Here is a 26,843-nt window from a genome sequence, read left to right on the forward strand (position 1 = left end):
ACCGGCCGCCCGGCCCATCCGTGTCCCCGCAGCCGGGCGGCCGCACCCCCTCCCACCCCGCAAGGAGAAACCTCCGTGACCGGCTCCCCGCGCCGCACCGCCGTGACCGTGGCCCTCGCCCTGCTCGCCGCCACCGTGCCCCTGACCGCGACGGCGACGGCCGTACCGCTCGCCCCGCCGGCCTCGTCCACCGCGGCCGAACCGGCCGACGCCCTGGACCTGTCGAAGTCCAGGGCCCAGTGGATCGACCGGTCCACCCTCGTCTGGGACACCGCTGAGGGCACCGTCCACGAGCTCCTGTACGCGCCTCACGGCGGACTCGCGATCGAGGACGGCGACGTACGCGGCACCGCCCGGCTGCTGCGCCTCACCCGCGTCGACGGCGGCCTCACCGAAGCGCAGAAGGCCGCGTACCCGCACCTGAAGAAGTACGCCGCGTTCACCGTCGACCGCCGGGACCGCGACCGGGTCCGCGCGGCCCTCACCGGCCAGCTCGTCGCCACCGGCCGGTCCGCCGACGGCACCCTGCGCGCCGCCACCGGCGTCCAGACCCAAGGCGTCCTCGACGACCTGTACGGCGCCGCCGCCATCAAGGCGCCCCTCGGCCCCCGGTTCGCGCGCGGCCGCACCTCCCTGGCGGTCTGGGCGCCCACCGCGCAACGCGTCCTGCTCGACATCGGCGGCCACAAGGTCCCGATGCGCCGGGACCACGCCTCCGGGGTGTGGTCGGCGACCGGGCCCAGCAGCTGGCGGGGCAAGGCCTACCGGTACGTCGTACGGGTGTGGGCGCCGAGCGTGCGGAAGGTCGTCACCAACGAGGTGACCGACCCGTACTCCACCGCCCTCACCGCCGACTCCCGCCGCAGCCTCGCCGTCGACCTCGACGACCCCGCACTGGCCCCGAAGGGCTGGTCCACACTCCGCAAACCGAAGGCGACTCCGCTGCGCGACGCGCAGATCCAGGAGCTGCACATCCGCGACTTCTCCGCCGCGGACCCCACGTCGTCCCACCCCGGCGAGTACCTGGCGTTCACCGACAAGAACTCCGACGGCATGCGCCACCTGCGCCGCCTCGCCCGTTCCGGCACGTCCTACGTGCACCTGCTGCCGGCCTTCGACATCGGCACCATCCCCGAACGCCCCGCCGACCGCACAACCCCCGACTGCGACCTGCCCTCCTACACCCCCGACTCCGACGAACAGCAGGCCTGCGTCTCCAGGAGCGCGGCGAAGGACGCGTACAACTGGGGCTACGACCCGCTGCACTACACCGTCCCCGAGGGCTCGTACGCGAGCGACCCCGACGGCCCACGCCGCACGGTCGAGTTCCGCAGGATGGTGCAGGGCCTGAACGGCGCGGGACTGCGTACGGTCATGGACGTCGTCTACAACCACACCGTCGCGAGCGGTCAGGCCGACAGGTCCGTACTCGACAGAATCGTGCCCGGCTACTACCAGCGGCTGGAGGCCGACGGCACGGTCGCCACCTCCACGTGCTGTGCCAACACGGCCCCCGAGAACGCCATGATGGGCAGGCTCGTCGTCGACTCGATCGTCACCTGGGCCAAGGAGTACAAGGTCGACGGCTTCCGCTTCGACCTGATGGGCCACCACCCCAAGGCGAACATCCTGGCCGTCCGCAAGGCCCTCGACGCCCTGACCGAGGCGGAGGACGGCGTCGACGGCAAGAGCATCGTCCTGTACGGCGAGGGGTGGAACTTCGGCGAGGTCGCCGACGACGCCCGCTTCGTCCAGGCCACCCAGAAGAACATGGCGGGCACCGGCGTCGCGACCTTCTCCGACCGCTCCCGTGACGCGCTGCGCGGCGGCGGGCCCTTCGACGCGGACCCGGGCGTGCAGGGGTTCGCCAGCGGCTTGTACACCGACCCCAACTCCTCGAAGGCGAACGGCACCCCGGCCGAGCAGAAGGCCCGGCTCCTGCACTACCAGGACCTGATCAAGGTCGGCCTGAGCGGCAATCTCGCCGGCTTCACCTTCACGGACTCGGCAGGGCGCAAGGTCAGCGGGGCGGACGTCGACTACAACGGCGCTCCGGCCGGGTACGCGGCGGCCCCCGGCGACGCGCTCTCCTACGCCGACGCGCACGACAACGAATCGCTCTACGACGCGCTCGCCTTCAAGCTGCCCGAGGGCACGACGGTGGCCGACCGCGCCCGTATGCAGGTCCTCGCCATGGCCACCGCCACGCTCTCCCAGGGCCCGGCGCTCTCCCAGGCCGGGTCCGACCTGCTGCGTTCGAAGTCCCTCGACCGGAACTCCTTCGACAGCGGCGACTGGTTCAACGCCATCCACTGGAACTGCCGGGCCGGCAACGGCTTCGGACGCGGGCTGCCCCCGGCCGCCGACAACAAGGACAAGTGGCCTTACGCCAAGCCCCTGTTGGCGTCTTCGACGGCTCTGACCCCGGGCTGCGCGGAGATCGAGGGCGCCTCGGCCGCCCACCGGGACCTGCTGAGGATCCGCAGCGCCGAGCCCGTCTTCTCCCTGGCCACGGCCGGCCAGGTCCAGTCGGCGCTCTCCTTCCCGCTCTCCGGCACCGGGGCGGAGACGCCCGGCGTCATCACCATGAAGCTGGGCCGCCTCGTGGTCGTCCTCAACGCGAGCCCGCACCGGCAGAGCCAGCGCGTCGCCGCGGTCGAGGGCGACCCGTACGCCCTGCATCCGGTGCAGTCCACCGGCGCCGACCGGACGGTCAAGTCATCCTCGTACGAACGGAGTTCGGGGACCTTCACCGTGCCGGCTCGGACGGTCGCGGTCTTCGCCCCTACCGGGTGAGCCGGTTGAAGTTGTCCCCGAAGGTCCAGCCCTTCGACCCGTCCCAGTTGATGGACCAGGTCATCAGGCCCTTGAGGGCGCCGCCGTAGTGGTTCCAGGCCTGGGCGACCAGGCTCGGGGACATGTATCCGCCCCCGGCGCCCGGCTGGGCGGGCAGGCCGGGGACCTGCTTGTCGTAGGGGACCTTGATGGTGGTGCCCTGGATGACCAGACCCTTGTTGAGGCAGTCGGTCTGGACGGTGAAGCCCTGGACGGTGCCCGCGGAGTAGGAGTCGCCCGAGCAGCCGTACATGCTGCCGTTGTAGTACTGCATGTTGAGCCACCACAGGCGGCCGTTGTCCGCGTACTTCTTGACGATCGGCAGGTAGGCGCCCCAGATCGAGCCGTAGGTCACGCTGCCGCCCGTGACGTACGCCGTCTCGGGGGCCATCGTCAGGCCGAAGCCGGCGGGCATCTTGGCGAGCACGCCGTCGATGATGCGGATGAGGTTGGACTGCGAGGGGGAGAGCTGGTTGATGTTGCCGCTGCCCACCAGGCCGGTCTCGATGTCGATGTCGATGCCGTCGAAGTTGTACTTCTTCAGGATCGGCACGATCGTCTCGACGAAGCGGTCGGCGACCTTGCTGGAGCTCAGGTCGATGCCGGCCGCCGCGCCGCCGATGGACATGAGGATGGTGGCGCCGTCCGCCTTGGCCTGGCACATCTCGGCCGGGGTCGCCACCTTCACGGTGGCGTCCATCCCGTCCTCCCACAGGACGGTGCCATCGGAGCGGATGACGGGGAACGCCGCGTTGATCACGTTGTAGCCGTGCTGGCGCATCCGTGGGTCGGTGATCGGGGTCCAGCCGAAGGGCGGGTGCACGCCGTTGGACGCGCCGTCCCAGTTCTCCCAGTACCCCTGGAGCACCTTGCCCGCGGGTTTCGCCTTGACCGCGCAGGTGTCGGGGGCGGCGGGGGCCGCCGTGGCGACGGCCGGCAGTTGTGCGGCACAGGCCAGTGCCAGGGCGGATCCCAGCAGGCGTAACGTCCGACCGATCACGCTGTGCTCCCTGGGTGCGGAGGGGACCTGGAGACGTGTCTGGTGCGGTGCGTCAACCTAGGCTGGACCAGACCAGCCGTCAATAGGTCTGTACCAAACCGGAGTTGGCGGTCGCCGCCTGGGTGCTGGACCCGGTGTCAGTCGCCCACCGGGAGCCCCCGCGGTTCCTTGATCCGCTTCATGATGATCTGGGAATTGACCTCGGTGACGCCGGCCAGCGCGGTGAGCCGCTCGATCCAGAGGCGTTCGTACGCGGCGAGGTCGGCGACCGCGATCCGCAGCAGACAGCCGGGGCTCCCGAAGAGGCGGTACGCCTCGATGACGTCCGGAATCTCCTGGAGGGCGGCCTCGAACGCCTCGACGGTCTCGCGGTCGCGCCGCACCTCGATGGAGACGAGCACCTCGAACCCCCGGCCGACGGCGTCCGCGTCGACCACCGCGCGATATCCGCGGATCACGCCGTCGAGCTCCAGCTGGCGCACCCGCCGCATGCAGGGCGAAGGGCTGAGGCCGACCCGCGCGGCCAGCTCCTGGTTGGTCAGCCGGCCGTCATTCTGCAGCTCGCGCAAGATATTGCGATCGATGTGGTCCATGGCGCAATTATCCACCACGTATATTGCATGATCGCCCGATCTCGGCAAACACATTGCGTCATGTTCGACCTATCCTTGCGCCGAGGCTGCCCACCACTCAGGGGGCTGATGGTCCTCGGGATCCCTGGGAGGTACGCAGACGTGGAAGCACAGGCGCGACGGGTCGTCGTCATCAGCACCGGCGGAACGATCGCCAGCCGCTGGCAGGGGACCGGCTTCGCCGCCGACGCCCCCGGCCGTGAGGTGCTCGCCACGGCCTCCATACCCCACGGCATAGCCTCCGAGGTCATCGACCTGTTCAACGTGAACAGCCCCCGCCTGACCTCCGCCCAGCAGGTCACCCTCCTGCGCACCGTCCGCGAGGTGCTGGCCGACCCGGGCGTCGACGGCATCGTCGTCACCCACGGCACGGACACCCTCGAGGAGTCCGCGTTCCTGCTCGACCTGCACCACGACGACCCCCGCCCGGTCGTCTTCACCGGGGCCCAGAAGCCCCTCGGCGCCGAGGACGGCGACGGCCCCGGCAACCTCTACGACGCGCTGCTGACCGCCGCGACCGTGCGCGACCTCGGCGTCCTGGTCGTCTTCGACGGCAAGGTGCACGCCGCGCGCGGCACCGTGAAGACCCAGACCCTCGCCGCCGACGCCTTCGCCGACCCCTCGGGGCCGCCCGTCGGCAAGGTCGGCTTCGGCAAGGTGTCGATCCTGCACCGCCCGGCGCGCCCCGAGCCGCTGCCGCTGCCCGCGGCCGTCTCCACCGGCTCCCTGCCGCGCATCGACATGGTCATGCACCACGTCGACGCCGACCCGCTCTTCCTGGAGACGGCGGTCGAGGCCGGCGCCGAGGGCATCGTGCTCGTCGCCACCGGCGCGGGCAACGCGACCCCCGAGTTCGTCGCCGCCACCACCGCCGCCATCGAGCGCGGCGTCGTCGTCGCCCTCACCACCCGGGTCCCGGCCGGCCCCGTCACCGAGATCTACACGCACGGCGGAGCCGTCGACCTCTCGGCGGCAGGCGCCGTCCTCACCGGCACCCTGCGCGCCGGCCAGGCCCGCACCGCGCTCCTCGCCGCCCTGCTCTCCGCGAGCGACCCGGCCGAGCGCACCGCCGCCCTGCGCCGCATCGTCGCCGGACCGGCCGCCCCCGCCACGGACCGGGCCGCCTAGCCCGCCGACCCCCTCCGTCAGGCCTCCGCCGCCCCCTCCCACCAGCACTGCCCCGGAAGAAGAACCACCCATGACTGCCGCGACCACCAGCGCCGTCCGCCGCGAGCACGATCTGCTCGGCGACCGAGACGTCCCCGCCGACGCCTACTGGGGCATCCACTCCCTGCGTGCCACGGAGAACTTCCCCATCACGGGCATCCCGATCTCCGTCTACCCGCAGCTGATCGACGCGCTCGCCGCCGTCAAGCAGGCCGCCGCCCGCGCCAACGAGGAGCTCGGGCTGCTCCCGAAGGTCAAGGCCGACGCCATCGCCGCCGCCTGCGAGGAGATCCGCGCGGGACGGCTGCACGACCAGTTCGTCGTCGACGTCATCCAGGGCGGCGCCGGCACCTCCACCAACATGAACGCCAACGAGGTCGTCGCCAACCGCGCGCTCGAACTCCTCGGGCACCCCAAGGGCGCGTACGAACACCTGCACCCCAACGAGGACGTCAACCTCAGCCAGTCCACCAACGACGTCTACCCGACCGCCGTGAAGATCGCGACGATCAGCGCGGTGCACGGACTGCTGCGCGCGATGTCGGTGGTGCAGGACGCCTTCGCCGCCAAGGCCCTCGAGTTCCGCGACGTCCTGAAGATGGGGCGCACCCAGCTCCAGGACGCGGTGCCGATGACGCTCGGCCAGGAGTTCTCCGCGTACGCCGTGATGCTCGACGAGGACCGCATGCGGCTCGCCGAAGCCGTCGAGCTGATCCACGAGATCAACCTCGGCGCCACCGCCATCGGCACCGGCCTCAACGCCCCCGCCGGATACGCCGAGACGGCCCGCCGCCACCTCGCCGGGATCACCGGCATGCCGCTGGTGACCGCCGCCAACCTCGTCGAGGCCACCCAGGACTGCGGTGCCTTCGTGCACCTCTCCGGCGTCCTGAAGCGGATCGCGGTCAAGCTCTCCAAGAGCTGCAACGACCTGCGCCTGCTCTCGTCCGGCCCGCGCGCGGGGCTCAACGAGATCAACCTGCCGCCCGTACAGGCCGGTTCGAGCATCATGCCCGGCAAGGTCAACCCGGTCATCCCGGAGGTCGTCAACCAGGTCGCCTTCGAGGTGATCGGCAACGACGTCACCATCACCATGGCCGCCGAGGCGGGCCAGCTCCAGCTGAACGCCTTCGAACCGGTCATCCTGCACTCCCTCGCCAAGAGCATCACCTCGCTGCGCGCGGCCTGCATGACGCTCGCCGAGCGCTGCGTGACGGGCATCACCGCCAACACGGAGGTGCTGCGCCACTCGGTGGAGACCTCCATCGGCCTGGTCACCGCGCTCAACCCGCACATCGGCTACACCGCGGCGACGGAGATCGCCCGCGAGGCCCTCGCCACGGGCCGCGGCGTGGCCGAACTCGTCCTGGAGAAGGGGCTGTTGCCCCCGGAGCGGCTCGCGGAACTGCTCACGCCCGAGCGGGTGGCCGGGGCGGCCTGAGCGCGCCTCAGCCCGCAGGCAGGATCCGGTCAAGGGCCGCCTGGGCCGTGAACTCGTCGTGGCCGCCCCGGAACAGCAGCTCCGCGGCGGCGAACGCCGGATCGTCCGCGTGCGCGGCGACGTAGGGGATGGCAATACAGCGCATACCCGCCGCGTGCGCCGCCAGCGCGCCCGGCGCCGCGTCCTCGAAGACCACGCACCGCGCCGGCTCCACGCCGAGCAGTGCGGCCGCCGCGAGGAAGACGTCCGGCGCGGGCTTGCCGCGCGGGACCTCCTCGGCGGAGACGAACGAGGTCAGCTGGGCGTCCAGGCCCGTGCCCGCCAGGATCGCCTCGATGGCCGCGCGTGACGAACCGGAGGCCACGGCCATCGGCACGCCCGCGTCGTGCAGCCGCTCGACCAGCTTGCGCATCTCCGGGTAGACGTGGGTGCCGGCCCGGGCGAGCGCCAGATAGCGGCGGTCGAGATCGGCGAGGAGCTCGGCCACCGACGCCTCGATCCCGTACTCCTCGCGCCACAGCGCCAGCGTCTCGTGGGAGCTGATGCCGACGTACTGTTCGTTGTCGGCCCAGGTGTAATCCCGGCCCGTGAACTCCGCGAGCAGGGCCCGCGAGGCCTCGTAGTAGTTGGGTTCGCTGTCCACGAGGGTGCCGTCGAGGTCGAGGACGACGGCGGTCCTGCCGAAGGTGCTCATGACCTCCAGCATGCCAAACGGGCTGGTCACCCCTGTCCGGTGGCCGCCTTGCCCACCGACTCGACCAGCGGGAGCAGGCGGTGCGGCACGCGCTCGCGCAACGCCATCTCCGTGCGCGTGCGCACCACACCCGGCAGATTGATCAACTGCTGGATGACGTCCTCCAAGTGGCCGTTGTCCCGGGCCGCGACGCGGGTCAGCAGATCGCCGCCGCCCGTGATCGAGTGCGCCTCGATGATCTCGGGCACGGCGGCGAGCGCGTCCCCCACCTCGTTCAGATGCCCCTGCGTGACCTCGATGTGGACGAAGGCGAGCACGGGGTGGCCGAGCGCGGCGGGGGAGAGGGACGGCCCCGTCCCGGTGATCACGCCGTCCCGCTCCATGCGGTCGAGCCGGGCCTGCAGGGTGCCGCGGGCGATGCCGAGCACGCGCGCGTACTCGCGCAGGCTGGTGCGCGGCTGCTCCAGGAGCAGCCGGAGGATGCGGGTGTCGAGTTCGTCGACGGCCATGGTCCGTGGTTCTCCAGGTGAGCGGGGTCGATCGCTGGTGACTGTAGCCGCTGGACCATGGCGCGACGATCGGCGGCGCGGTGCCGCGCGGCTCAGCTTCGGCCGGCGTGCCCGGCCCACACCGCGGGGGTGCGGCCCGCCCACGGACTCGCCTGTTCGAGCTGGCCCGCGAGCCGGAAGAGGCGGCCCTCCTGCCCGTATCCCGCGGCGAACTGCATGCCGATGGGGAGCCCCGTCGCCGCGTCGGCCGTCACCGGCACGGACATGGCGGGCGTGCCCGTCACGTTGAACACCGCGGAGAACGGCGACAGGTCGAAGAGGCGGCGCAGCCAGCCGAGCCCGTCCAGGTCCGCCACGCCCTCGGCGTGGGTGCCGAGCGGCACGGGCAGTCCGGGCACGGTCGGGGTGAGCAGTACGTCGTGGGTGTCGAAGTACCGGGCCAGGCTGCGGGCGATCCGGTTCCGCAGGGAGAGGGCGGCGACGAACTCGGCGCCGCCGACCCGCCGCCCGTAGTGGTAGCCGGCCAGGGTGGGCGGTTCGAGGGTCGAGGAGTCCAGGGGGCGGCCGAAGGCGCCGGCCAGCTCGTCGAGCGAGGCCGTGAGGTTCGCCGTCCACTGCCGGGCACTGGCCAGGACGAACTCCTCCCACTCCACCCCGAGGTCGACCTCGCTCTCCTCGACCCGGTGGCCGAGGGATTCGAGGAGCCGGACGGTGCGCGCGAGGGCGTCGGCCACGGGCGCGGCGGTGCGGTGCCCGCCCCATGCCTGGGCGAGCACGCCGATCCGCAGCGCGCCCGGGTCCCGGGTGACTTCCTCCGCGTAGGGCCGGGGCGGCTCCGGCGCGACGTACGGGTCGCCCGGCTCGGGGCCGCGGATCTGGTCGAGCAGGACGGCGCTGTCCCGCACCGTGCGGCTGACGCTGCCGTGTACGGCAAGGCCGTTGAAGATCTCGTCGAAGTCGGGGCCGACGGAGACCCGGCCGCGGGTCGGCTTCAGCCCGAAGAGACCGTTGTGGGAGGCGGGTATGCGGAGCGAGCCCGCGGCGTCGGTGGCGTGGGCGATCGGCACCACCCCGGCGGCGACCGCCGCGCCCGCGCCCCCGCTGGACCCGCCCGCGCTGCGCCGCGGGTCCCACGGGTTGCGGGTCGCGCCGTACAGCACCGGCTCGGTGGTGTTGCTGTAGGCCATCTCCGGTGTCGCGGTCCGCCCGAACGTCACCAGGCCGGCGCGGCGGAAGCGCCCCATCAGCGCGGAGTCGGCGGCGGCGACGTGACCGGCGGCGAGCCGACTGCCCAGCTCCATCCGCTTCCCGGCCATGGTGACCGCGATGTCCTTGATCAGGAAAGGGACACCGGCCAGCGGAGCGCCGCCGGGCTGCGGTTCGTCGTCGGCCGGCCACGTCTCCACGATGGCGTTGATCCGCGGGTCGACCGCCTGTGCGGCCTTCCGCGCGGCCGCTTCCACCTCGGCGGGTGTCACCTCGCCCGCGGCCACCAGCCCGGCCAGCCCGACCGCGTCGAAGTTCACGTACTCGGTGATGTCCACTGTCACTCCCGAAGAGCCGTCGATACCGTTCAGTCCCTGACGATACCGATCGGTATCGCATGGGACGGACTGGTACCGTAGCAGTGACATGTGAGCCCTCGACGACCGGATGTGACGGAGTACTCATGGCATCGACCGCGGGCAGGCCGAGCAGGGTGGCGAAACTGCCGCCCCGCGAGCGCATCCTCGACGCGGCGGAGGAGCTCTTCCAGAGCGAGGGCATCCGGCGGGTGGGCGTCCAGGCGATCGCCGAGCGGGCCGAGACCACCAAGATGGCGATCTACCGGCACTTCGAGACCAAGGACGCGCTGGTCGCCGAGTGGCTGCGGATCGTCGCCACCGAGTACCAGGCGGCCTTCGACCGGGTCGAGGCGGCCTTCCCGGACCGGCCCGCGGAGCAGATCCTCGGCCTGGCCCGCTTCATCGCCGAGGGGCTGCCCGCCATCTCGCACCGGGGCTGCCCGTTCATCAACTCCCTGGCCGAACTGCCCGACCGCTCCCACCCGGCGCGGCAGGTGATCGAGCGGCACAAGGCCCGCCAGACCAGCAGACTCGTCGCCATGTGCGCGGCGGCCGGGCTGCCCGACCCCGAACAGGCCGCGGCCGAGATCACCTTCGTGCTCGAAGGCGCCCAGGTCAGCACGCAGAACGGGAGCATCGACCGGACGGGGGAGCGGCTGATGCGGATCGTCGAGGGGATCCTGGAGCGGTACGGCGTGCTTTCGGGCCGGACCCCGGCCGCCACTGGCTGACGACCTCGCTACTTGGGCATGACCCAGATCTGGCGCTTGTACGAGTTCGCCGCGTGCAGCTGGACCTTCGTGCTGTCGGCGGTGGAACCGCCGGTCACGTCGAGGACCTTGCCCGACGCGATGTGCACGATCTGGCCCTTCGCATTCACCGACCAGCGCTGGGACGCCTTGCCGGTGCAGTCGGAGAGGACGATCCTGTTGCCGTCGGCGCTCGCGTTGCGGTGGTTGTCCAGGCACTTGCCGAGCGCCCGGAACGTGCCGTCCCGCTGCGGGATCCACGACTGCGCCACGCCGCCGTTGCAGGTGTAGAGCTGGATCTGGGTGCCGTTCGCCGCCTTGCCGCCCTTGACGTCGAGGCACTTGCGGCCGATGCCGGTCACCTTGCCCTGCGGGGGCAGCGCCGCGCCGCCGCCACGGGCCAGGTGGCGCAGGCCCTGCATGTCGAACTGCTGCACATAGGTGCCCGCGCGCTTGTCCTGGTAGGCGGTGGTGGGCGTACACATCACCGGGAACTCGCCGGAGTCGGTGCCCTTGACGCAATCGCCGCGCGCCGCACTGCGGTTGGCGTGCGCGAGGCCCATCGTGTGCCCCAGCTCATGGCTGATGTGGTTGCGCAGGTACGTCTCGCCCATGGAGGGCGCCGGCCTGCCGTCGGCGGTGAAGAACTCGTCGTCGATGTACGCGTGTCCGCTGGTGACCGTGTCGGGGATCGACGAGGAGTACAGGCCGCAGCTCAGGTTCTTGCTGCCGGAACCGTCGCGGACCACCTTCCAGCCGGCGCCGCCGCCGTCGGCGGGCGGTACGCACGGGCGCGTCAGCAGCCCGATGACGATCTCGCCCTTGGGGCGCACGTGGTCCCAGCCCACCGGGTTCGTGTCCACCGAGATGGGGAGGGTCGTCACGCGCCGCAGCTCCGCCGCCGACCGCTTGACGTACGGGGCGAGCCACTCCGCGGCCCGCTTGTCGTAGAACTTGATGGTGTAGCCGGTGCTCAGGTACTTGGACGCGCCGCCGGACTTCCACCCCTCGCCGTGCGGCGCGGCGGCGGCCGCGCGCGCCGCGGGGGCCGGCTTCAGGGTCATGACCCCGTCCCTGAACGCCGTGCCATCGGCACCGGAGGCGCCGAAGTCCGGGACCTCCGCGTGCGTGGTCGGCGGTGTCCCGGTGTCGCTGTCCCCGGTGCCGAACGCGGCGGGCGACAGCTGTACCCCCGCCACGACGGCCGCCGCGGCGCCCACGACCGCCATCGTGATGCGGCGCTTGCGCACGCCGCGCTTCCGTATGGAACTCAAGTCCCCGTTGTCCTCTCACTGAAGAGCAGGTGCCGACCCCGGGCCGCGTCACCGGGGCCCGGGGTCGGCACCGATGATAGGGGCGAAGTCCTGGGAGACTTGAGACAGTTGGGGCGGCGCTCGGCGGGGAGGTCAGCCCGCCGACAGCTGTGCGGTCGAGCCGCGGACCACGAGTTCGGGCTCGAAGAGGAGCTCGCCGGGGTGGTTCTGGTTGCCCTGGATCTGGGCGCACAGCAGGTCGACCGCGGCGCGGCCCATCGCCTCGATGGGCTGCCGCACCGTGGAGAGCGGCGGCTCGGTGCAGGTCATGAACGCCGAGTCGTCGTACCCGACGACCGAGACGTCGGCGGGGACGGAGAGCCCGCGCCTGCGGGCCGCTCTGATGGCGCCCAGCGCGAGTGGGTCGCTGCCGCACACGATGCCGGTGACCCCCCGGTCCAGCAGGCGGGTGGCGGCGGCCTGGCCGCCCTCCAGCGAGAAGATCGACCGCTCGACGTACTCGTCGGCCAGCTGCATGCCCGCGGCCCTCGCGACGTCCCGGGCGGCCGCCAGCTTGCGGCGCGACGGCACGTGGTCGAAGGGGCCGAGCAGCAGTCCGATCCGCTCGTGGCCCAGCGAGGCGAGGTGGCGCCAGGCCTGCTCGACGGCGACGGCGTCGTCACAGGCGACGCAGGGGAAGTCGAGGCCGTCGATCGACGCGTTGATGAGGACGACGGGGATCTTCCGTTCAGCCAGCTGGTGGTAGTGGTCGTGCGGGGCGTTCGTCTCCGCGAAGAAGCCGCCCGCGAACACCACGCCGGAGACCTGCTGTTGGAGCAGCAGATCCACGTAGTCGGCCTCCGAGACGCCGCCCCTGGTCTGCGTGCACAGCACGGGGGTGAGCCCCTGCTGGGCGAGCGCGCCCCCGATGACCTCGGCGAACGCGGGGAAGATCGGGTTCTGCAACTCGGGGAGCACGAGGCCTACGAGCCGGGCGCGCTCTCCGCGCAACTGCGTCGGCCGCTCGTACCCGAGGACGTCGAGCGCCGTCAGTACGGACTGCCGGGTCGCTGCGGAGACACCGGGCTTGCCGTTGAGGACACGGCTCACCGTGGCCTCGCTCACCCCCACCTTCTTCGCAACCTGAGCAAGTCGTCGCGTCATATGCGCAAGAGTATCGCAAGCAGCGCAAGCCAGTTACGGTCCTGTGCGATCTCCTCCGTGACCGCGACCGCGACCGCGACCGCGACCACGGGCCCCCGGTCGCCGTCGTCGCGGCGGCCGGGGGCCCGCTGTTCCGTGCCGCCCGCTCAGGGCTCGATGGTCATCTTGAAGGTGGAGGTCGTGTTCTTGATGTCCTGGGCGTTGTCGCGCAACTTCAGGTTGTGGAAGGTGGCTTCGCCCACGGCCGGGCCCTGGTTGGCCTCGGGCATCTCGTTGGCCCAGACGCCGAAGCCGGACTTGTGGTCGAAGGCGTCACCGCTCTTGTGGGCGCCCGTGATGGTGATGTCCCGCAGGATGGTGTCCTTGATGGGGAACTGCGGTTTGCCGCCCACGTAGTTCGTCTGGAACATGATGCCGTGGTACGTCGGGTCGGTGATGTCCACGTCGTTGATGCGGATGCCCTGGAAGACCTTGGACGCGGAGAACAGCCAGATGCCGGGGAAGGTCTGGCCGTTCCAGAAGTGGCCGCCCGCCCGCTCGATCGAGATGTTCTCCAGGGTCGTCGGATCGGTGCCGAAGCCGTTCATCGGGTAGCCGAAGTCCAGGGAGCTGACGGTGATCCCCGAGTAGACGAGCGTGTCGGCGATGCGGATGTTGCGGAAGGTGTTGTTGTAGCCGCCGTAGACGGCGATGCCGGCCGCCCGCCAGGTCAGCAGCGAGGTCAGGTTCTCGTAGACGTTGTTCTTCATGTCCGCGCCACCGGCGTCGATCGCCGAGAAGAGCGCGAAGCTGTCGTCGCCCGTGGCCCGGGCCTCGTTGTTCGCGACCAGGTTGTCCGTGCTGCCGTTGGTCATGTTGACGCCGTCGGCGAACATGTCGCGGATCCGTGAGTTCTTGATGGTCATGCGGTCGGTGTTGGCTCCCCAGTACAGGCACACCATGTGTTCGTTCCAGATGTCGTCGATGGTGATGTCCGAGACGTTCTGGAAGTCGAAGACCTTGCCGGGTCCGTCGATGCGGGACGTGTAGTTGCCGAAGTAGGCGAAGCCGGTGAAGGACGACCCCTTCGCCCCCGCGTCGGCGCGGAAGCCGATGTCGGTGTTCTGCTGCGAGGCCGGGGCGTGGAAGCGGGTGTACCAGGGCCCGGCACCGGCGACCTGCACGGCCTTGCCGTAGACCTGGAACTTGCTACCCGTCTCGTAGTCGCCGGGCGGCAGATAGACACCGATGAGCTTTCCGGTGGTGTCCATGCGGACCTTGTCCAGGGCGTTCTGCACGTCCTGGTGGGCGAACCCGCCGGGCACGACGTACGCGGCCGGGTCCGGGTTGGCCTTGGGTGCGGTCTTCTCCAGGTCGATGAAGTCGATCGCGTACCGGGAGGTGTTGGCGGCGTCCTTCTGCAGTCTGATTTTGCTGCCCGCCGGGACGGTCTCCCCGAGCAGGAGGTGTGCCTCGTCGTAGATGTGGCGGGCCGGTCCCTCGCCGGGCGAGTTGCCGGGTCCGGCCTCCGCGCCGTACAGCCAGGCGTACTTGGAGGTCAGATCGATGGCCTTGCGGAAGACGCCGTCGACGTACACGTTCAGGGTCGCGTCGATGCCGCCGCCGCCCGGCGCGTCCGGGATGGAGAAGCGGGTGACCAGGGTGTTGGTGGGGCGGTCGGCGGTGAACTCCACCGAGGCACCGGTCGAGTCGAGCGTGACGGCCCGGCGGCCCGAGGCCTCTCCGGCGAGGTCGCCGATGGTGCGGTTGGGGCCGACGACCTTGGCCCCGCCCGCGAGTACACCGTCCTCCGCCTCGTAGGTGTCGTACGGCATGGCGGCGCCGCGGCCGACGAAGAGCGGGCGGGTGCCGGTGTTGTTCTCGCGCTTGGTGGGGATCTCGTTGGCGTCGTCGGCGATGACGGTCCTGACCGTGTACCGGCCGTCGGCCGCCGTCCACGAGCCGAGCTTGACGGGCGCGGTGGTGTCGCCCGCGCCGATGACCCCGTCGTACGTGCCGGTCAGGGTCTTCACGGTGTCGCCCTTGGCGTTCTGCAGGGTCAGCGTGATGCCGTGGCCGCCCGGCGCGGAGTCCTGCGTGCCCTGGTTCTTGACCGCCACGCTGAAGGTGACCTCCTTGCCGTCGGCGGGGGCGCCGGGCGTCCAGCTCACCGGTGAGGCGACCAGGTCGGAACTGCGCACCGGCCGCACGGTCAGCGGGGTCGGGCTGGTGTACGTGTTGTTCCCCTCGTCCTGCTCGATGACCTTGTCCGCCTCGTCGACGGTCGCGGCGAACGGGTACGAACCCGCCCCGCGCCCCGGGACCTTGACGCTCACCGTGGCCGACTCGCCGGCTCCCAGCGCGCCCACCGGAGCCGTGCCCGCCTTGTCGCCGCCGAGCCGGAACGTGACGTCACAGGCGGGGGACGCCTCCTTGCCGGCGTTGTGCACGGTGGCGCCGAGGGTGAGCTCGTCGGTCTCGTCCGGGGTGTCCGGCGCGTGCGTCACCTTGGTGACCTCGAGATCGGGGTTGGGTGCGGGGGTGCCCATGACCTGGAACTCGGCGACCTGGCCGGCCGTCGCCCCGCTGTTCGCGGTGAACTTCAGCCGGACGTCGGCGACCCGGGCCGAGACGGGCACCGTGACGGTGTTCTGGTTGCCGGACGGGCTGAAGGAGTACTCCTTGGCCGCCTTGAGCGTGGTGAATTCCGCGGCGTTCTGTCCGCGGCCGAGGATCTCGAAGGTCTGGGTGCGCGCGCTCCAGCTCGCGTCCGGGTTCAGCTTGACGACGACCGCATCGATGTCCGCGTCGGCGCGGAGCTTCACGGTCAGCGTGTTCGGGTAGCTTCCGGCGGCGCCCTCCCAATAGGTGGAGAGCTGACCGTCGTTGGCGTTCTCCGCGACATAGGTCTGGATCACCGAGGACGCGGTGATGGGCTTGCCCTCGGCGAGGTTCGTGCCGTCTCCCGCACCGCGGCGGACCACGGGGTCGCTGAAGGCCGAGACGTTGCCGGCCGCGTCCCGGGCGCGCACCGTGTAGGAGACCGTCTCACCGGCCGCCCGCTGGTCGGTGCAGGTCGTGGTGGTGCCGTCGACGGACTTGAGCGGCTTGCCGTCGGCGTACACCTCGTACGCGGTGACCTTCTCGTTGTCCGTGGAGGCGCCCCAGGACAGCTTGATCTCGCCGCGGGAGGGCTCGGTGAGGACGAGGTTCGTGGGCGTGGTCGGGGCCTGCGTGTCGCCCGAATTGCCCTTGCGCGTCACGGAGTTGCTGTTGGGGGAGACGTTGCCTGCCGCGTCGCGGGCGCGGACGTAGTAGGTGACGGTGGCGTCGGCGGGCTGGGTGTCCGTATAGGTGCGCACGTCGCCGGCGACGCTGGTGCGCAGCTGTCCGTCGGCGTACACGTCGTAGGCGGTCACGCCCTTGTCGTCGGTGGCCGCGTCCCACGTCAGCTTGACGCGGCCGGGGTCCGGTTCGGTGAGGGCGAGGTTCCGTGGCGCGGTGGGCGCCTGGGTGTCGCCCGACTTCGGGCCGTAGATCTCCAGCTCGGAGAGCTGGCCCGCGGGGCGGCCGGAGTTGGCGCTGATGACGACGCGTACGTAGCGCGTGGTGGTGGTGTCGAAGGAGAGGGCGGCGGAGTGGTCCGTCGCGTCGCTGAAGACGTGGTCCTTGGCGGCGGTGAGGTCGGTGAACTGGGTGCCGTCGGTGCTGCCCTGGAGCTTCAGGGTCTGCGTGCGGGACTGCCAGCCGCCGGGCACGCGCAGGACCACCTCGTTGACACGCACCGAGGCGCCGAGGTCGGCCTGGATCCACTGCGGCAGCTTGCCGTTCTCGCTCTCCCAGTAGCTGTCCCGGTCACCGTCGTTGGCGCGGGACGCCACGTAATCCTCCGTGTGGCTACCGGCCTTGAGGGTCTTGCCCAGGGCAAGGTTCCGCGAGGCGTCGTCCGCCGCGTGTACCTCCAGGTCCGCCAGCTGGGCGGCGGGCCAGCCGGTGTTGGCGGTGATGTGCAGGCGTACGAAGCGGGTCTGCGCCGCGGGGAACGCGACCGTCACCGTGTTGCCGCTGCCGGGTTCGAAGGAGCGCGCGGCCGACGCGGCCAGGGTGCTGAAGCCGGTGCCGTCGGCGCTGCCCTGGACCGCCAGGGTCTCCTTGCGGGCCTCCCAGGCCGGGGGCAGCCGGAGGACCACCTCGTCGACGCGGGCGGTGCGGCCGAGGTCCACCTGTATCCATTGGGGCAGGTCGGAGCCCGAACTCTCCCAGTACGTCGCCGCGTTGCCGTCGGTGACGTTGCCGGCCCCGTACTCGCCCTTGCTGCTGCTCGCCTTGGCGGGCTTGCCCGCCGCCAGGTCGGGGCCGCCCGCCGCGGTGGCGGAGAGGGCGGGCAGCCCCAGCAGGAACAGGGTGGCGGCGAGCGCGGCGGCGAAGGCCCGCAAGCCGCGGCCGGGCGGCCGTCGCCTACGGGGTCTTCGCGGCAACGCCACGGTCTGTGCGGCCCTGATGCGTCTCATGGATCTCACAGCTCCCTCACGAAGGTCCGTGCGCAACTTTTCGCGCCGAGAAGTTGGAGAGTTGCAGAGAACTGTCGAACTGACCACAGTCCGAGCGGAAGTTGTGACCGCCTCCGCCGTGGCCTCCCCATGGGGCAGTAGGGCTCTCCAGCGCCTGAAGTCACGTACCCGGCAAGGGAGATCAGATTTTTGCAATATATGCGCGAGATATTGTGCTGCGTTGTCGCCGGTGGTTGAGTGTGCGCCGCCGAAGCGGCGTGCCCGCGCGCCGTGAGCACGACCCGGAGGGGGTCTCCCGATGACATTCACGAGCAGCCGCACGCTCGCACTCACCACCGTCGCCGTACTCGCGCTGGTCGCGACGTCCGCCTGCGGCACCAGCAGCGACGACGGACCCGAGACGGACTCGGGCGGCCGGGTGAAGCTCGACGTCAACGGGCAGCCGCCCAAGACCCAGGCCTTCGAACGCGAGCTCTTCGACAAGCACGTGGCGCAGTTCGAGAAGACCCACCCCGACATCGACGTCGTACCGCACGAGGGCTTCATGGACCCGAAGACCTTCAACGCGAAGCTGGCCGGCGGCAAGCTGGAGGACGTCTTCTACGTCTACTTCACCGACACCCGGTCCCTCATCGAGAAGAAGCAGGCCGCGGACATCACGGACGCCGTCAAGGACATGCCGCTCCGCGGCGACATCCAGGACCCGCTGATGAAGATCTTCCAGGACGGGCGGGGCCGCCAGTACGGCCTGCCGACGTCGAACTACTCGATGGGTCTCGTCTACAACCGCGCCCTGTTCAAGAAGGCGGGCCTCGACCCCGACCGGCCGCCGAAGACATGGTCCGACGTCCGCAAGGCGGCCGACAGGATCGCCGGACTCGGTGACAACACCGTCGGATACGCCGACTTCTCCAAGAACAACCAGGGCGGCTGGCACTTCACCGCGGAGCTGTACTCCCGCGGCGGACGCATCGCGCGACAGGACGGGGACAAATGGAAAGCGGCGTTCAATACCGCCGAGGGCAGGGCCACCCTCAAGGACCTGTACGACATGCGCTGGAAGGACGGGTCGATGGGCAGCAAGCAGCTGCTCCAGGTCGAGGACGTCCAGCGCATGATGGGCTCCGGGAAGCTCGGCATGTACATCGCCGCCGCCGACAACATCACCGTCATCGCCAAGCAGTTCGGCGGGAAGTACGCGGACTACGCGCTCGCCCCGGTACCGGACGCCAAGGCCACCCTCCTGGGCGGCGAGGGCTACATGTTCAACCCCAAGGCCTCCCCGGAGAAGATCAAGGCCGGCGTCAAATGGATCCAGTGGCGCTACCTCAACCCCGACCTCATCGAGCAGAACGTCGCCGACTACGCCGAGGCGAAACTCCCCGTCGGCATCCCCATGCCCACCGTCCCCGACGTCTTCGAGGGCGCGGTCCGCGCCAGGATCGAGAAGGCCAAGCAGGACCACGCCACCATGCCGACCGGCAACTACCAGGCCTTCATGGACTCCGCCCCGAAGGTGCCCGGCGTGATCGAACCACCCAGGGCCCAGGAGGTCTACGCGGTGCTCGACTTCGCGATGCAGGCCGTCCTCACCAAGAAGGACGCCGACATCGACGCGCTCCTCGACAGCGCCGAGGACAAGGTCGACGCGATCTACGACGCCTCCTGATGAGCGTGTCGCTGAAGGCCCGGCCCCGGGACACGGCCGCGCCCCCGCGGCCGCCCGCCCCGCGCAGGACCAGGGCGGCCCGGCGCCGCGCACTGCGCGAACACCTCACCGCGTACGGGTTCCTCTGCGCCGCCGTGATGATCTTCGCGCTCTTCTCGTGGTGGCCCATCGTCCGCAACGTGATCCTCGGCTTCCAGCACGTCAACTTCGCCACCGGCAACACCTGGGCCGGCCTCGCCAACTTCGAGAAGCTCTTCGACGACCCGCTGTTCCTCACCGCCTGGCGGAACACCGGCCTGTTCACCCTGTACGCGCTGGTCCTCGGCTTCGCCGTACCGTTCCTCACGGCGGTGCTCCTCAACGAATTCCGGCACGCCCGCGCCTACTTCCGCGTCCTCGTCTATCTGCCCGTCATGCTGCCCCCGGTCGTGGTGGCCCTGATGTGGAAGTGGTTCTACGACCCGGGCCCGGGCCTCTTCAACGAGATCCTGCGCACCCTGCACCTGCCGACCTCGGCCTGGCTCGACTCCTCGTCCACCTCACTGGTCTCTTTGGTCGTTGTCTCGACCTGGGCCAACATGGGCACCACGACCCTCATCTACCTGGCCGCCCTGCAGACCATCCCCGGTGAGCTGTACGAAGCGGCGGAGCTGGACGGCGCCAACATCTGGCAGCGGCTGCGCCACGTCACCGTCCCGCAGACCCGCTTCGTCCTCCTCGTCCTGCTGCTGCTCCAGATCGTCGCCACGATGCAGGTGTTCACCGAGCCGTACGTGATGACCGGCGGCGGCCCCGAGGACTCCACGGTCACCGTCATGTTCCTCGTCTACCGCTACGCCTTCGTCTACGACGACTTCGGCACCGCGAGCGCGCTGAGCCTGCTGCTCCTGCTCGTCCTCGGCGCCTTCTCCGCCCTCTACCTGCGGGTCACCCGCGCCGCCAAGGAGTGACCGGATGTCCGCCTCGACGCGCACGCTCGTCCGCCCCGCCGTCCTGAGGACCCGCAAGGGACGCCTCGTCTACTGGTCGGTGCTCGCCCTCGCCCTGCTCCTCTTCACGGTCGCCTTCGTCGTACCGCTGTACTGGGCGGCGACCGGAGCCATGAAGTCGTCCACGGAACTGGCGCGGAACCCGCCCACCTACGTACCGGACTCCTGGCACCCGGAGAACTACGCCAAAGCGTGGCGGGAGATGGACCTGACCGGCTACTTCGTCAACACCGTCGTCCTGGCCGGCGGGGCGTGGCTGGTCCAGCTGGCCGTGCAGGTGCCCGCCGCGTACGCGCTGTCCAAGCTGCGCCCGCGGTTCGGGAACCTGGTGCTCGGGCTGATGCTGCTCACCCTGATGATGCCCGCCACCGCGCTCCTCGTGCCGGTCTACCTCACCGTCGTCGACGTACCCCTGTTCAACCGCAATCTGATCAACAGTCCGAGCGCCGTCTGGCTCCCGGCCGCGGCCAACGCCTTCAACATCTACATCCTGAAGAACTTCTTCGACCGGATCCCCGACGAGATCCTCGACGCGGCGAAGATGGACGGCGCGGGTCCGCTGACCGCCATGTGGCGCATCGTCCTGCCGCTGTCGCGGCCGATCCTCGCCGTGGTCTCGATCCTCTCCGTCGTCACGGCCTGGAAGGATTTCCTCTGGCCGCTCCTCGTCCTGCCGGACCCGGCGCGCCAGCCGCTGAGCGTCTTCCTCCAACGGGTGGCACAGGACACCCCGCTCAACTCCCTGGTCGCGGGGCTCGTGATGGCCTCCCTGCCGCTGATCGCGCTCTTCCTGGTCTTCCAGCGCCAGATCGTCGCCGGTCTCGGCGCCGGGAGCCTCAAGGGCTGACGCGGCGGCCGGAGTCCTGAGGCTCCCGGCGCCCAGCCATCCGCAGGCCCCGTACGCGTCACGTACGAAAGGACTCTCTCTTGTCCAGCACGGAGTGGTGGCGCAGCGCTGCCATCTATCAGGTGTACGTCCGCTCATTCGCCGACGGGAACGGCGACGGCACCGGTGACCTGGCCGGTGTCCGGGCCCGGCTCCCGTACCTGGCCGAACTGGGCGTGGACGCCTTGTGGTTCACGCCCTGGTACCGGTCGCCGCTCGCGGACGGCGGCTACGACGTGGCCGACTACCGCGCCATCGACCCCGCCTTCGGCACCCTCGGCGAGGCGGAGAAGCTGATCACCGAGGCCCAGGAGCTGGGACTGCGCTGCATCGTCGACATCGTCCCGAACCACGTCTCCGACCAACATGCGTGGTTCCGGGCCGCCCTGGCGGCGGGCCCCGGCTCCCCGGAGCGGGAGCTGTTCCACTTCCGGCCGCCCTCCGACGAGCCGCCCAACGACTGGGTCGGCGAATTCGGCGGCGTGCCCTGGTCCCGCACGGCGGACGGCGAGTGGTACCTCCACCTCTTCGCCCCCGAGCAGCCGGACCTCAACTGGAACCACCCGAAGGTCCGCCAGGAGCACGAGGACGTCCTGCGGTTCTGGTTCGAACGCGGCGCGGCCGGCGTGCGCATCGACTCCGCCGCGCTGCTCGCCAAGGCCGACGGGCTGCCACCGATGGACGACACCCGCCCGCACCCCTTCCACGACCGGCCCGAGCTGCACGACATCTACCGCTCCTGGCGGCGGATCGCCGACGAGTACGGGGCGGCGCTGATCGGCGAGATCTGGCTGCCGGACGCCGAACGGTTCGCCCGCTACCTGCGCCCCGACGAGCTGCACACCGCGTTCAACTTCGACTTCCTCTCCCGCCCCTGGGAGCCGGCGGCCCTGTGGGAGTCCATCGACCTCACCCTCGCCACCCACGCCCCGGTCGGCGCGCCCGCCACCTGGGTCCTCGCCAACCACGACGTGACCCGCACGGTCACCCGGTACGGCCGGAGCGAGGACACCGGCTTCGCCTTCGAACGCAAGCGCTTCGGGGTCCCCACCGATGTCACGCTCGGCACCCGCAGGGCCCGGGCCGCCGCCCTGCTCACCCTGGCCCTGCCCGGCTCCGTCTACCTCTACCAGGGGGAGGAGCTGGGGCTCCCGGAGGCCGAGATCCCCCGCGAGCTCATCCAGGACCCGATGCACGCACGCTCCGGCGGGCTCGACCCGGGCCGGGACGGCTGCCGGGTGCCGCTGCCCTGGGACGGGGCCCCGGTCCCGAGCTGGTTGCCGACGCCGCCCGACTGGGGCCGGTACGCCGCCGAACGGCAGGCGCGGGACCCGGACTCGATGCTCGCCCTGTACCGCACGGCCCTGCGGCTCAGACGCTCCCTGGGCGACGCCGGCCCCCTGCGCAGGCTGCGCCCGGACGAGCCCGGCGTCCTCTCCTTCGCCCGCACCTCCGAACGGGACGGCACCACCTGGGTCACGCTCGTCAACTTCGGCCCCGGGGACGTGGCGCTGCCGTCCGGCACCGAACTCCTGCTGGCCAGCGGCCCCCTGTCCCCACTGGGCCTGCTCCCGCAGGACACGGCGGTCTGGCTGCGGGCCTAGTGCGCGTCCTCCGTAGGGCGCAGCCCCTTGGGGATCTTCGCCCAGGTGAGCGCGGCGGCCGCCAGCGGCAGCGCCGCGGCCATCAGGAACGTCGGCGTCATACCGGAGGTGAACGCGTCGGAGGCCCGCGTCAGCAGCGCGGAGCCGGCCGGACCGGTCAGCTCTGAGGCGACCCGTGCCGCCTCGCCGATCGAGTCGCTCACCGACGCCGTGGTCTCGGCCGATAGGCCGAGGTCCGGCAGGTTCACGCGGTACAGCGCGGTGGCGACGCTGCCGAGGATGGCCACGCCCATCGCCGCGCCGAGCTCGTAGCAGGTCTCCTCGACCGCCGCGGCACCGCTGACGTCCCGGGCCGGAGTGGCGGCCATCAGCGTCACGGAGGCCGCGGTGGTCGCGATGCCGACACCGCAGCCGAGCACCCCGAGCGCCACGGCGATCCCGCCGTAGCCCAGCGGCCCCGACAGCTGGAGCAGCCACGGCAGGGCGAGCCCCGCCGTCATCAGCAGCAGCCCGCCGCCCATGACGTGCCGGATCGGCAGCCGGTGCATCAGGGCCGGGGTGACGAGGGAGGTGACGACCAGGCCCAGCGGAGCGGGCAGCAGTCGGATGCCCGCCTCCAGCGGGGTGTAGCCCTGCCCGTACTGGAACCACTGGGTGATCAGGAAGAGCGCCGAGCCCAGCGCGATCATGCCGAGGAAGATCGAGGCCGCCGCGATGGCGAAGGGCCGGGACGCGAAGAGGCGCACCCGCAGCAGCGGGTGTGCGAGCCGCAGCTGGCGACGGACGAAGACCGTGAGCGTCACCGCGGCGACGACCAGGAGCGCCCAGGCCACGGGGTCGGCGGGGCCGCCCTTGCCGAGCTGCTTGATGCCGCCCGCGAGGGCGAGCATGCCGACGACGGACTGGCCGACGCCCCACCAGTCCCAGCGTCCCTCGCGGGGCTGGCGGGACTCCGGCAGGATCCAGAGGCCGAGCGCGATGATGACCAGGGCGATCGGGATGTTGATCAGGAACGCGGAGTGCCAGCCGTCGTGCTGGACCAGCAGACCGCCGACGACCGGGCCGAGCGCCATGCCGCCGCCGAAGACGGCGGACCAGACGGCGTAGGCGAGGGCGCGCTCGCGGGCGTCGGTGAAGACGTGCCGCAGGATCGACAGGGTGGCCGGCATGATCGTCGCGCCACCGGCGCCGAGCAGCGCCCGGGCGGCGATGACCTGCCAGGGGGCGGTCGCGAAGACGGCGAGCAGCGAGGCGAGGGCGAAGACGCCGAAGCCGATAAGCAGCAGCCGCTTGCGGCCCCACCGGTCGCCGAGGGCGCCCGCGGTGACGAGGAGCCCGGAGAGGACCAGGGCGTAGACGTCGATGATCCACAGTTGCTGCACGGAGCTGGGCCGCAGATCGGCGACCAGGGAGGGGAAGGCGACGTTCAGGATCGTGGTGTCCATGGCGATGAGCAGCAGGCTGCCGGAGAGGATCGCGAGGACGGCCCAGCGCCGTGGATCACGTGGCGGGGTCATGTGGTGTAACACCTCAATTTCGAATGAGACATAAATGTCTCACATGGAACACGAAGGTGTCTACTCCTGGCCCGGGGCCCCGCGCCCCGGGTCGCTCTAGCGCTCACCCCACACGCTGAAGCGCCTCCGGGGTGAGGTCCGCGAGGGTCGGGTAGCCGTCGACGGCCATCAGCAGATCCGCCTCGGCGAGCAGCGAGCGCAGTACGTGCGTGACGCCGTCGGCACCGCCGATGCCGAGCCCGTACGCGTACGGGCGGCCGACCCCGACGGCGGTGGCGCCCAGCGCGACGGCCTTGACGATGTCCGTGCCGCTGCGCACCCCGGAATCGAAGAGGACCGGCAGCCCGTCGGCGGCCTCGACCACCGCGGGCAGCACGTCGAGCGCGGGAAGCCCGCCGTTGGCCTGGCGGCCGCCGTGGTTGGAGCAGTAGATGCCGTCGACGCCGCCGTCCCTGGCCCGCCGCACGTCCTCGGGATGGCACAGGCCCTTCACGATGAGCGGCAGATCGGTCAGGGAGCGCAGCCACGGCAGGTCGTCCCAGGTGAGCGGGTTGCCGAAGACCCGTACCCAGGTCAGGACCGCGGACTGCGTGTCCTGCTCGGGGTCGGCGGGCAGCTGGGCGCGGAAGACCGGGTCGCTCGTGTAGTTGGCCAGGCAGTGGCCGCGCAGCTGGGGGAAGTTGGACGTGCTCAGGTCGCGCGGGCGCCACCCGGTGATCCAGGTGTCCATGGTGACGACGATCGCCTTGTAGCCGGACTTCTCCGCCCGGTGGACGAGGCTCTCGGCGAGCGCGCGGTCGGTCGGCGTGTACAGCTGGAAGAAGCCGGGGGTCTCGCCCAGCTCAGCGGCGACCGCCTCCATCGGGTCGGCGGAGAGGGTGGAGGCGATCATCGGGACCCCGGTCCGGGCGGCGGCCCGTGCCGTCGCCAGATCGCCGTGCCCGTCCTGTGCGCAGATGCCGAGGACACCGATGGGCGCCATGAACAGCGGCGACGGCAGCCGCATGCCGAACAGCTCGACGGAGAGGTCGCGCTGCGCGGCGCCGACGAACATGCGCGGGATCAGCCCCCACCGCTCGAAGGCGGTGACGTTGGCGCGCTGGGTGTGCTCGTCTCCGGCGCCGCCCGCGACGTAGGAGACGACGGAGGGCGGCATCGCGGCGTGCGCGCGGGCCTCCAACTCGGCGTGACTCATGGGGTATTCGGGGACGACACCGCCGAGACCGCCGAGGTAGATCTCGTCCTGGTACTCCTTGAAGGGGCGGGGCGTCGACTTCATGAGGATGGCCTTCCCGGCACGGAGGGGCGGGCCCGACGCCTTCGACGCCGGTGCCGTCGGATGACCGCTCAGTCTCGTTCGAAGTTGATGTCAGGGTCAATGGATGGCAAGGCAACGGAAGGCGGGCGGATTGGCGATCAGCGGGCGAGGGCATCACCGAGAGGCAGGGCCGGTCGCGCACCACTGCCGCGACCCCGGTGGCGACGTTGATCGCGGGTGGACGCCGGTATGTATTCGGGAGGGGAGTGAGCTGCCATGCGTGCGCACCAGCGCGCCCATCGGCCGACGGAACGGGTGGAGTACGCGCTGCCGCAGGAGCCCGCGTCGGCGGGCCGGGCACGGAGGCTGGCCGCCACATTTCTCTCCGGATCCCGTCGCCGTAAGACAGAGGTGGACGCCGAGCGCGTGGACGACGCCACGCTCGTCGTCTCCGAGCTCGTGTCCAACGCCGTGCGGTACGCCGACGGCGGCTGCCGGCTCCGTGTGGAGGTGTCCGGGGACCGGGTGACCGTCGAGGTCACCGACGCCAGCCCCGAGCATCCCCGCTTCCAGAGGCCGAGCGTCGACAGGGAGGGCGGTCGCGGTCTCGCGATGGTGCGGGAACTGGCGCACCGCATCGAGGTGGTGGGCGCGCACCGGGGCGGGAAGACGGTCCGCGCAGTCCTGGCCTGAGCCCCGGCGGGCGTATCGCCCCCCAAGTCGGCGGGGGCGCCGGTCACTCGGAGTCGAGCGGCTCCCCGGAACGGGGGCCGGACCGGGAGTCCCGGGCGGGCCGCGACCGGCGGGACCGCCTGCGGCGTACCGCCCGGGCGACGATCAGCACGCAGCCGAGCAGGAGCACCTGCACGGTCGTCGCCACGGCCCCGGCGATGCGCTCACCACGGACGGCCCGGGCCACCAGCAGGGCCAGGCTCAGGAAGAGCAGCACCCAGAACACCCGCGGGACCCACCGGTTGCCGGGCCGGAGCCAGGCCGGCGGAGTGCGTGACCGGTCGCGTCGCATTCGTGCCCACCTCCCCGTCGGAGATCTCCCCGTCAGATCTGCTGCACCAGCATCCAGGTGGCGAAGGCCAGGACGAGTACGCCGGAGATCCGCTGCACCGCGTACCCCTTGTGGGTCGGCTCGGTCGCGTCGGGGTCCTTCACCCAGCCCTTCTGGAGGTTCTTGTTCATCCTCCAGAGCAATTGCGGGCGCACGATCTGGATCAGCGCCATGACCAGTATGAAACCGAAGATCAGAAAGACGAACGGTCTGCCGCCGCCCGAGGAGGCCAGCGCCGTCGTACCCGCCGCCACATGCTCCGCCGCATCACGATTCATGGGGCTCCGAATGCCCTGACGAGGGCTCAGGAAACGGGCGGGGGAGGGGGAGAGCCTCCCGGTGCCCGGACGGCGCTCGG

General features: G+C 71.0%; 21 protein-coding genes. 9 read left to right on the forward strand and 12 right to left on the reverse strand.

Annotation, left to right across the window (positions count from 1 at the left end):
• Positions 1 to 75 precede the first annotated feature (75 nt).
• A complete protein-coding gene (pulA, locus tag ACZ7DY_RS14970; RefSeq protein WP_471134814.1) occupies positions 76 to 2,796 on the forward strand; it encodes a pullulanase-type alpha-1,6-glucosidase in 2,721 nt (906 codons plus the stop codon).
• On the opposite strand, the gene ACZ7DY_RS14975 is transcribed toward pulA, so the two are convergent.
• Positions 2,786 to 3,832, reverse strand: coding sequence for a chitinase (locus ACZ7DY_RS14975; protein ID WP_471136655.1), 1,047 nt, complete (start codon positions 3,830 to 3,832; stop codon positions 2,786 to 2,788). The genes pulA and ACZ7DY_RS14975 overlap by 11 nt on opposite strands.
• 140 nt (positions 3,833 to 3,972) lie before the next feature.
• Positions 3,973 to 4,428, reverse strand: a complete 456-nt coding sequence (locus ACZ7DY_RS14980; RefSeq protein ID WP_471134816.1) for an Lrp/AsnC family transcriptional regulator — start codon at positions 4,426 to 4,428, stop codon at positions 3,973 to 3,975.
• 141 nt (positions 4,429 to 4,569) lie between these two features.
• On the opposite strand from ACZ7DY_RS14980, the gene ACZ7DY_RS14985 reads away from it, so the two are divergent.
• Together ACZ7DY_RS14985 and aspA are read left to right on the forward strand one after the other, a co-directional pair.
• A complete protein-coding gene (locus tag ACZ7DY_RS14985; protein WP_471134818.1) occupies positions 4,570 to 5,595 on the forward strand; it encodes an asparaginase in 1,026 nt (341 codons plus the stop codon).
• Positions 5,596 to 5,665: 70 nt separating this feature from the next.
• The gene (gene aspA, locus ACZ7DY_RS14990) at positions 5,666 to 7,075 is read left to right on the forward strand and encodes an aspartate ammonia-lyase (RefSeq protein WP_471134820.1); all 1,410 of its coding nucleotides are present in this window, start codon (positions 5,666 to 5,668) and stop codon (positions 7,073 to 7,075) included.
• Between the two features lie 7 nt (positions 7,076 to 7,082).
• On the opposite strand, the gene ACZ7DY_RS14995 is transcribed toward aspA, so the two are convergent.
• The 3 genes from ACZ7DY_RS14995 to ACZ7DY_RS15005 all read right to left on the reverse strand — a co-directional run bounded on the left by ACZ7DY_RS14995 (position 7,083) and on the right by ACZ7DY_RS15005 (position 9,822).
• The gene (locus ACZ7DY_RS14995; RefSeq protein ID WP_471134821.1) at positions 7,083 to 7,769 is read right to left on the reverse strand and encodes an HAD family hydrolase; all 687 of its coding nucleotides are present in this window, start codon (positions 7,767 to 7,769) and stop codon (positions 7,083 to 7,085) included.
• Between the two features lie 26 nt (positions 7,770 to 7,795).
• On the reverse strand, positions 7,796 to 8,278 hold the full coding sequence (locus ACZ7DY_RS15000; protein WP_471134824.1) for an Lrp/AsnC family transcriptional regulator: 483 nt from the start codon (positions 8,276 to 8,278) through the stop codon (positions 7,796 to 7,798).
• A 92-nt stretch (positions 8,279 to 8,370) separates the two neighbouring features.
• On the reverse strand, positions 8,371 to 9,822 hold the full coding sequence (locus ACZ7DY_RS15005) for an amidase (RefSeq protein WP_471134826.1): 1,452 nt from the start codon (positions 9,820 to 9,822) through the stop codon (positions 8,371 to 8,373).
• Between the two features lie 125 nt (positions 9,823 to 9,947).
• On the opposite strand from ACZ7DY_RS15005, the gene ACZ7DY_RS15010 reads away from it, so the two are divergent.
• Positions 9,948 to 10,574 carry a TetR/AcrR family transcriptional regulator gene (locus ACZ7DY_RS15010; protein WP_471134828.1) on the forward strand — a complete coding sequence of 209 codons (627 nt, stop codon included), beginning with the start codon at positions 9,948 to 9,950 and terminating at the stop codon, positions 10,572 to 10,574.
• An 8-nt stretch (positions 10,575 to 10,582) separates the two neighbouring features.
• On the opposite strand, the gene ACZ7DY_RS15015 is transcribed toward ACZ7DY_RS15010, so the two are convergent.
• The 3 genes from ACZ7DY_RS15015 to ACZ7DY_RS15025 form a co-directional block, all read right to left on the reverse strand.
• Positions 10,583 to 11,866 carry a ricin-type beta-trefoil lectin domain protein gene (locus tag ACZ7DY_RS15015; RefSeq protein ID WP_471134831.1) on the reverse strand — a complete coding sequence of 428 codons (1,284 nt, stop codon included), beginning with the start codon at positions 11,864 to 11,866 and terminating at the stop codon, positions 10,583 to 10,585.
• Positions 11,867 to 11,998: 132 nt separating this feature from the next.
• On the reverse strand, positions 11,999 to 13,009 hold the full coding sequence (locus ACZ7DY_RS15020) for a LacI family DNA-binding transcriptional regulator (RefSeq protein WP_471134833.1): 1,011 nt from the start codon (positions 13,007 to 13,009) through the stop codon (positions 11,999 to 12,001).
• Positions 13,010 to 13,155: 146 nt separating this feature from the next.
• Entirely contained in the window at positions 13,156 to 17,499 is a 4,344-nt protein-coding gene (locus ACZ7DY_RS15025; protein WP_471134836.1) for a discoidin domain-containing protein, read from the reverse strand.
• 298 nt (positions 17,500 to 17,797) lie between these two features.
• Between ACZ7DY_RS15025 and ACZ7DY_RS15030 the strand changes: the two genes are divergently transcribed.
• From ACZ7DY_RS15030 to ACZ7DY_RS15045, 4 genes are all read left to right on the forward strand, one after another.
• Positions 17,798 to 19,168 carry an ABC transporter substrate-binding protein gene (locus ACZ7DY_RS15030; protein ID WP_471134839.1) on the forward strand — a complete coding sequence of 457 codons (1,371 nt, stop codon included), beginning with the start codon at positions 17,798 to 17,800 and terminating at the stop codon, positions 19,166 to 19,168.
• Positions 19,168 to 20,118, forward strand: coding sequence for a carbohydrate ABC transporter permease (locus ACZ7DY_RS15035; RefSeq protein ID WP_471134841.1), 951 nt, complete (start codon positions 19,168 to 19,170; stop codon positions 20,116 to 20,118). The genes ACZ7DY_RS15030 and ACZ7DY_RS15035 overlap by 1 nt, the downstream gene beginning before the upstream one ends.
• A 4-nt stretch (positions 20,119 to 20,122) precedes the next feature.
• The gene (locus tag ACZ7DY_RS15040) at positions 20,123 to 21,004 is read left to right on the forward strand and encodes a carbohydrate ABC transporter permease (RefSeq protein WP_471134844.1); all 882 of its coding nucleotides are present in this window, start codon (positions 20,123 to 20,125) and stop codon (positions 21,002 to 21,004) included.
• Positions 21,005 to 21,084: 80 nt separating this feature from the next.
• Positions 21,085 to 22,647 (forward strand): glycoside hydrolase family 13 protein, encoded by a 1,563-nt coding sequence (locus ACZ7DY_RS15045; protein ID WP_471134846.1) that lies wholly within the window; start codon positions 21,085 to 21,087, stop codon positions 22,645 to 22,647.
• On the opposite strand, the gene ACZ7DY_RS15050 is transcribed toward ACZ7DY_RS15045, so the two are convergent.
• Together ACZ7DY_RS15050 and ACZ7DY_RS15055 are read right to left on the reverse strand one after the other, a co-directional pair.
• Positions 22,644 to 24,164 (reverse strand): MFS transporter, encoded by a 1,521-nt coding sequence (locus ACZ7DY_RS15050; protein WP_471134848.1) that lies wholly within the window; start codon positions 24,162 to 24,164, stop codon positions 22,644 to 22,646. The two genes, ACZ7DY_RS15045 and ACZ7DY_RS15050, sit on opposite strands and share 4 nt — an antisense overlap.
• 103 nt (positions 24,165 to 24,267) lie before the next feature.
• A complete protein-coding gene (locus ACZ7DY_RS15055) occupies positions 24,268 to 25,443 on the reverse strand; it encodes an alpha-hydroxy-acid oxidizing protein (protein ID WP_471134851.1) in 1,176 nt (391 codons plus the stop codon).
• Positions 25,444 to 25,698: 255 nt separating this feature from the next.
• Here ACZ7DY_RS15055 and ACZ7DY_RS15060 point away from each other — a divergent pair, with 255 nt between their 5' ends.
• Complete coding sequence (locus ACZ7DY_RS15060) at positions 25,699 to 26,115, forward strand: ATP-binding protein (RefSeq protein ID WP_471134853.1); 417 nt, start codon at positions 25,699 to 25,701, stop codon at positions 26,113 to 26,115.
• Between the two features lie 43 nt (positions 26,116 to 26,158).
• On the opposite strand, the gene ACZ7DY_RS15065 is transcribed toward ACZ7DY_RS15060, so the two are convergent.
• Both ACZ7DY_RS15065 and ACZ7DY_RS15070 read right to left on the reverse strand, forming a co-directional pair.
• Positions 26,159 to 26,446: a hypothetical protein gene (locus tag ACZ7DY_RS15065; RefSeq protein WP_471134855.1), complete on the reverse strand. Its 288-nt coding sequence runs from the start codon at positions 26,444 to 26,446 to the stop codon at positions 26,159 to 26,161.
• Positions 26,447 to 26,478: 32 nt separating this feature from the next.
• Positions 26,479 to 26,763 carry a DUF6199 family natural product biosynthesis protein gene (locus ACZ7DY_RS15070; RefSeq protein ID WP_471134857.1) on the reverse strand — a complete coding sequence of 95 codons (285 nt, stop codon included), beginning with the start codon at positions 26,761 to 26,763 and terminating at the stop codon, positions 26,479 to 26,481.
• Positions 26,764 to 26,843: the final 80 nt, after the last annotated feature.

The sequence above is a fragment of the Streptomyces sp. NPDC037013 genome (assembly GCF_055607265.1).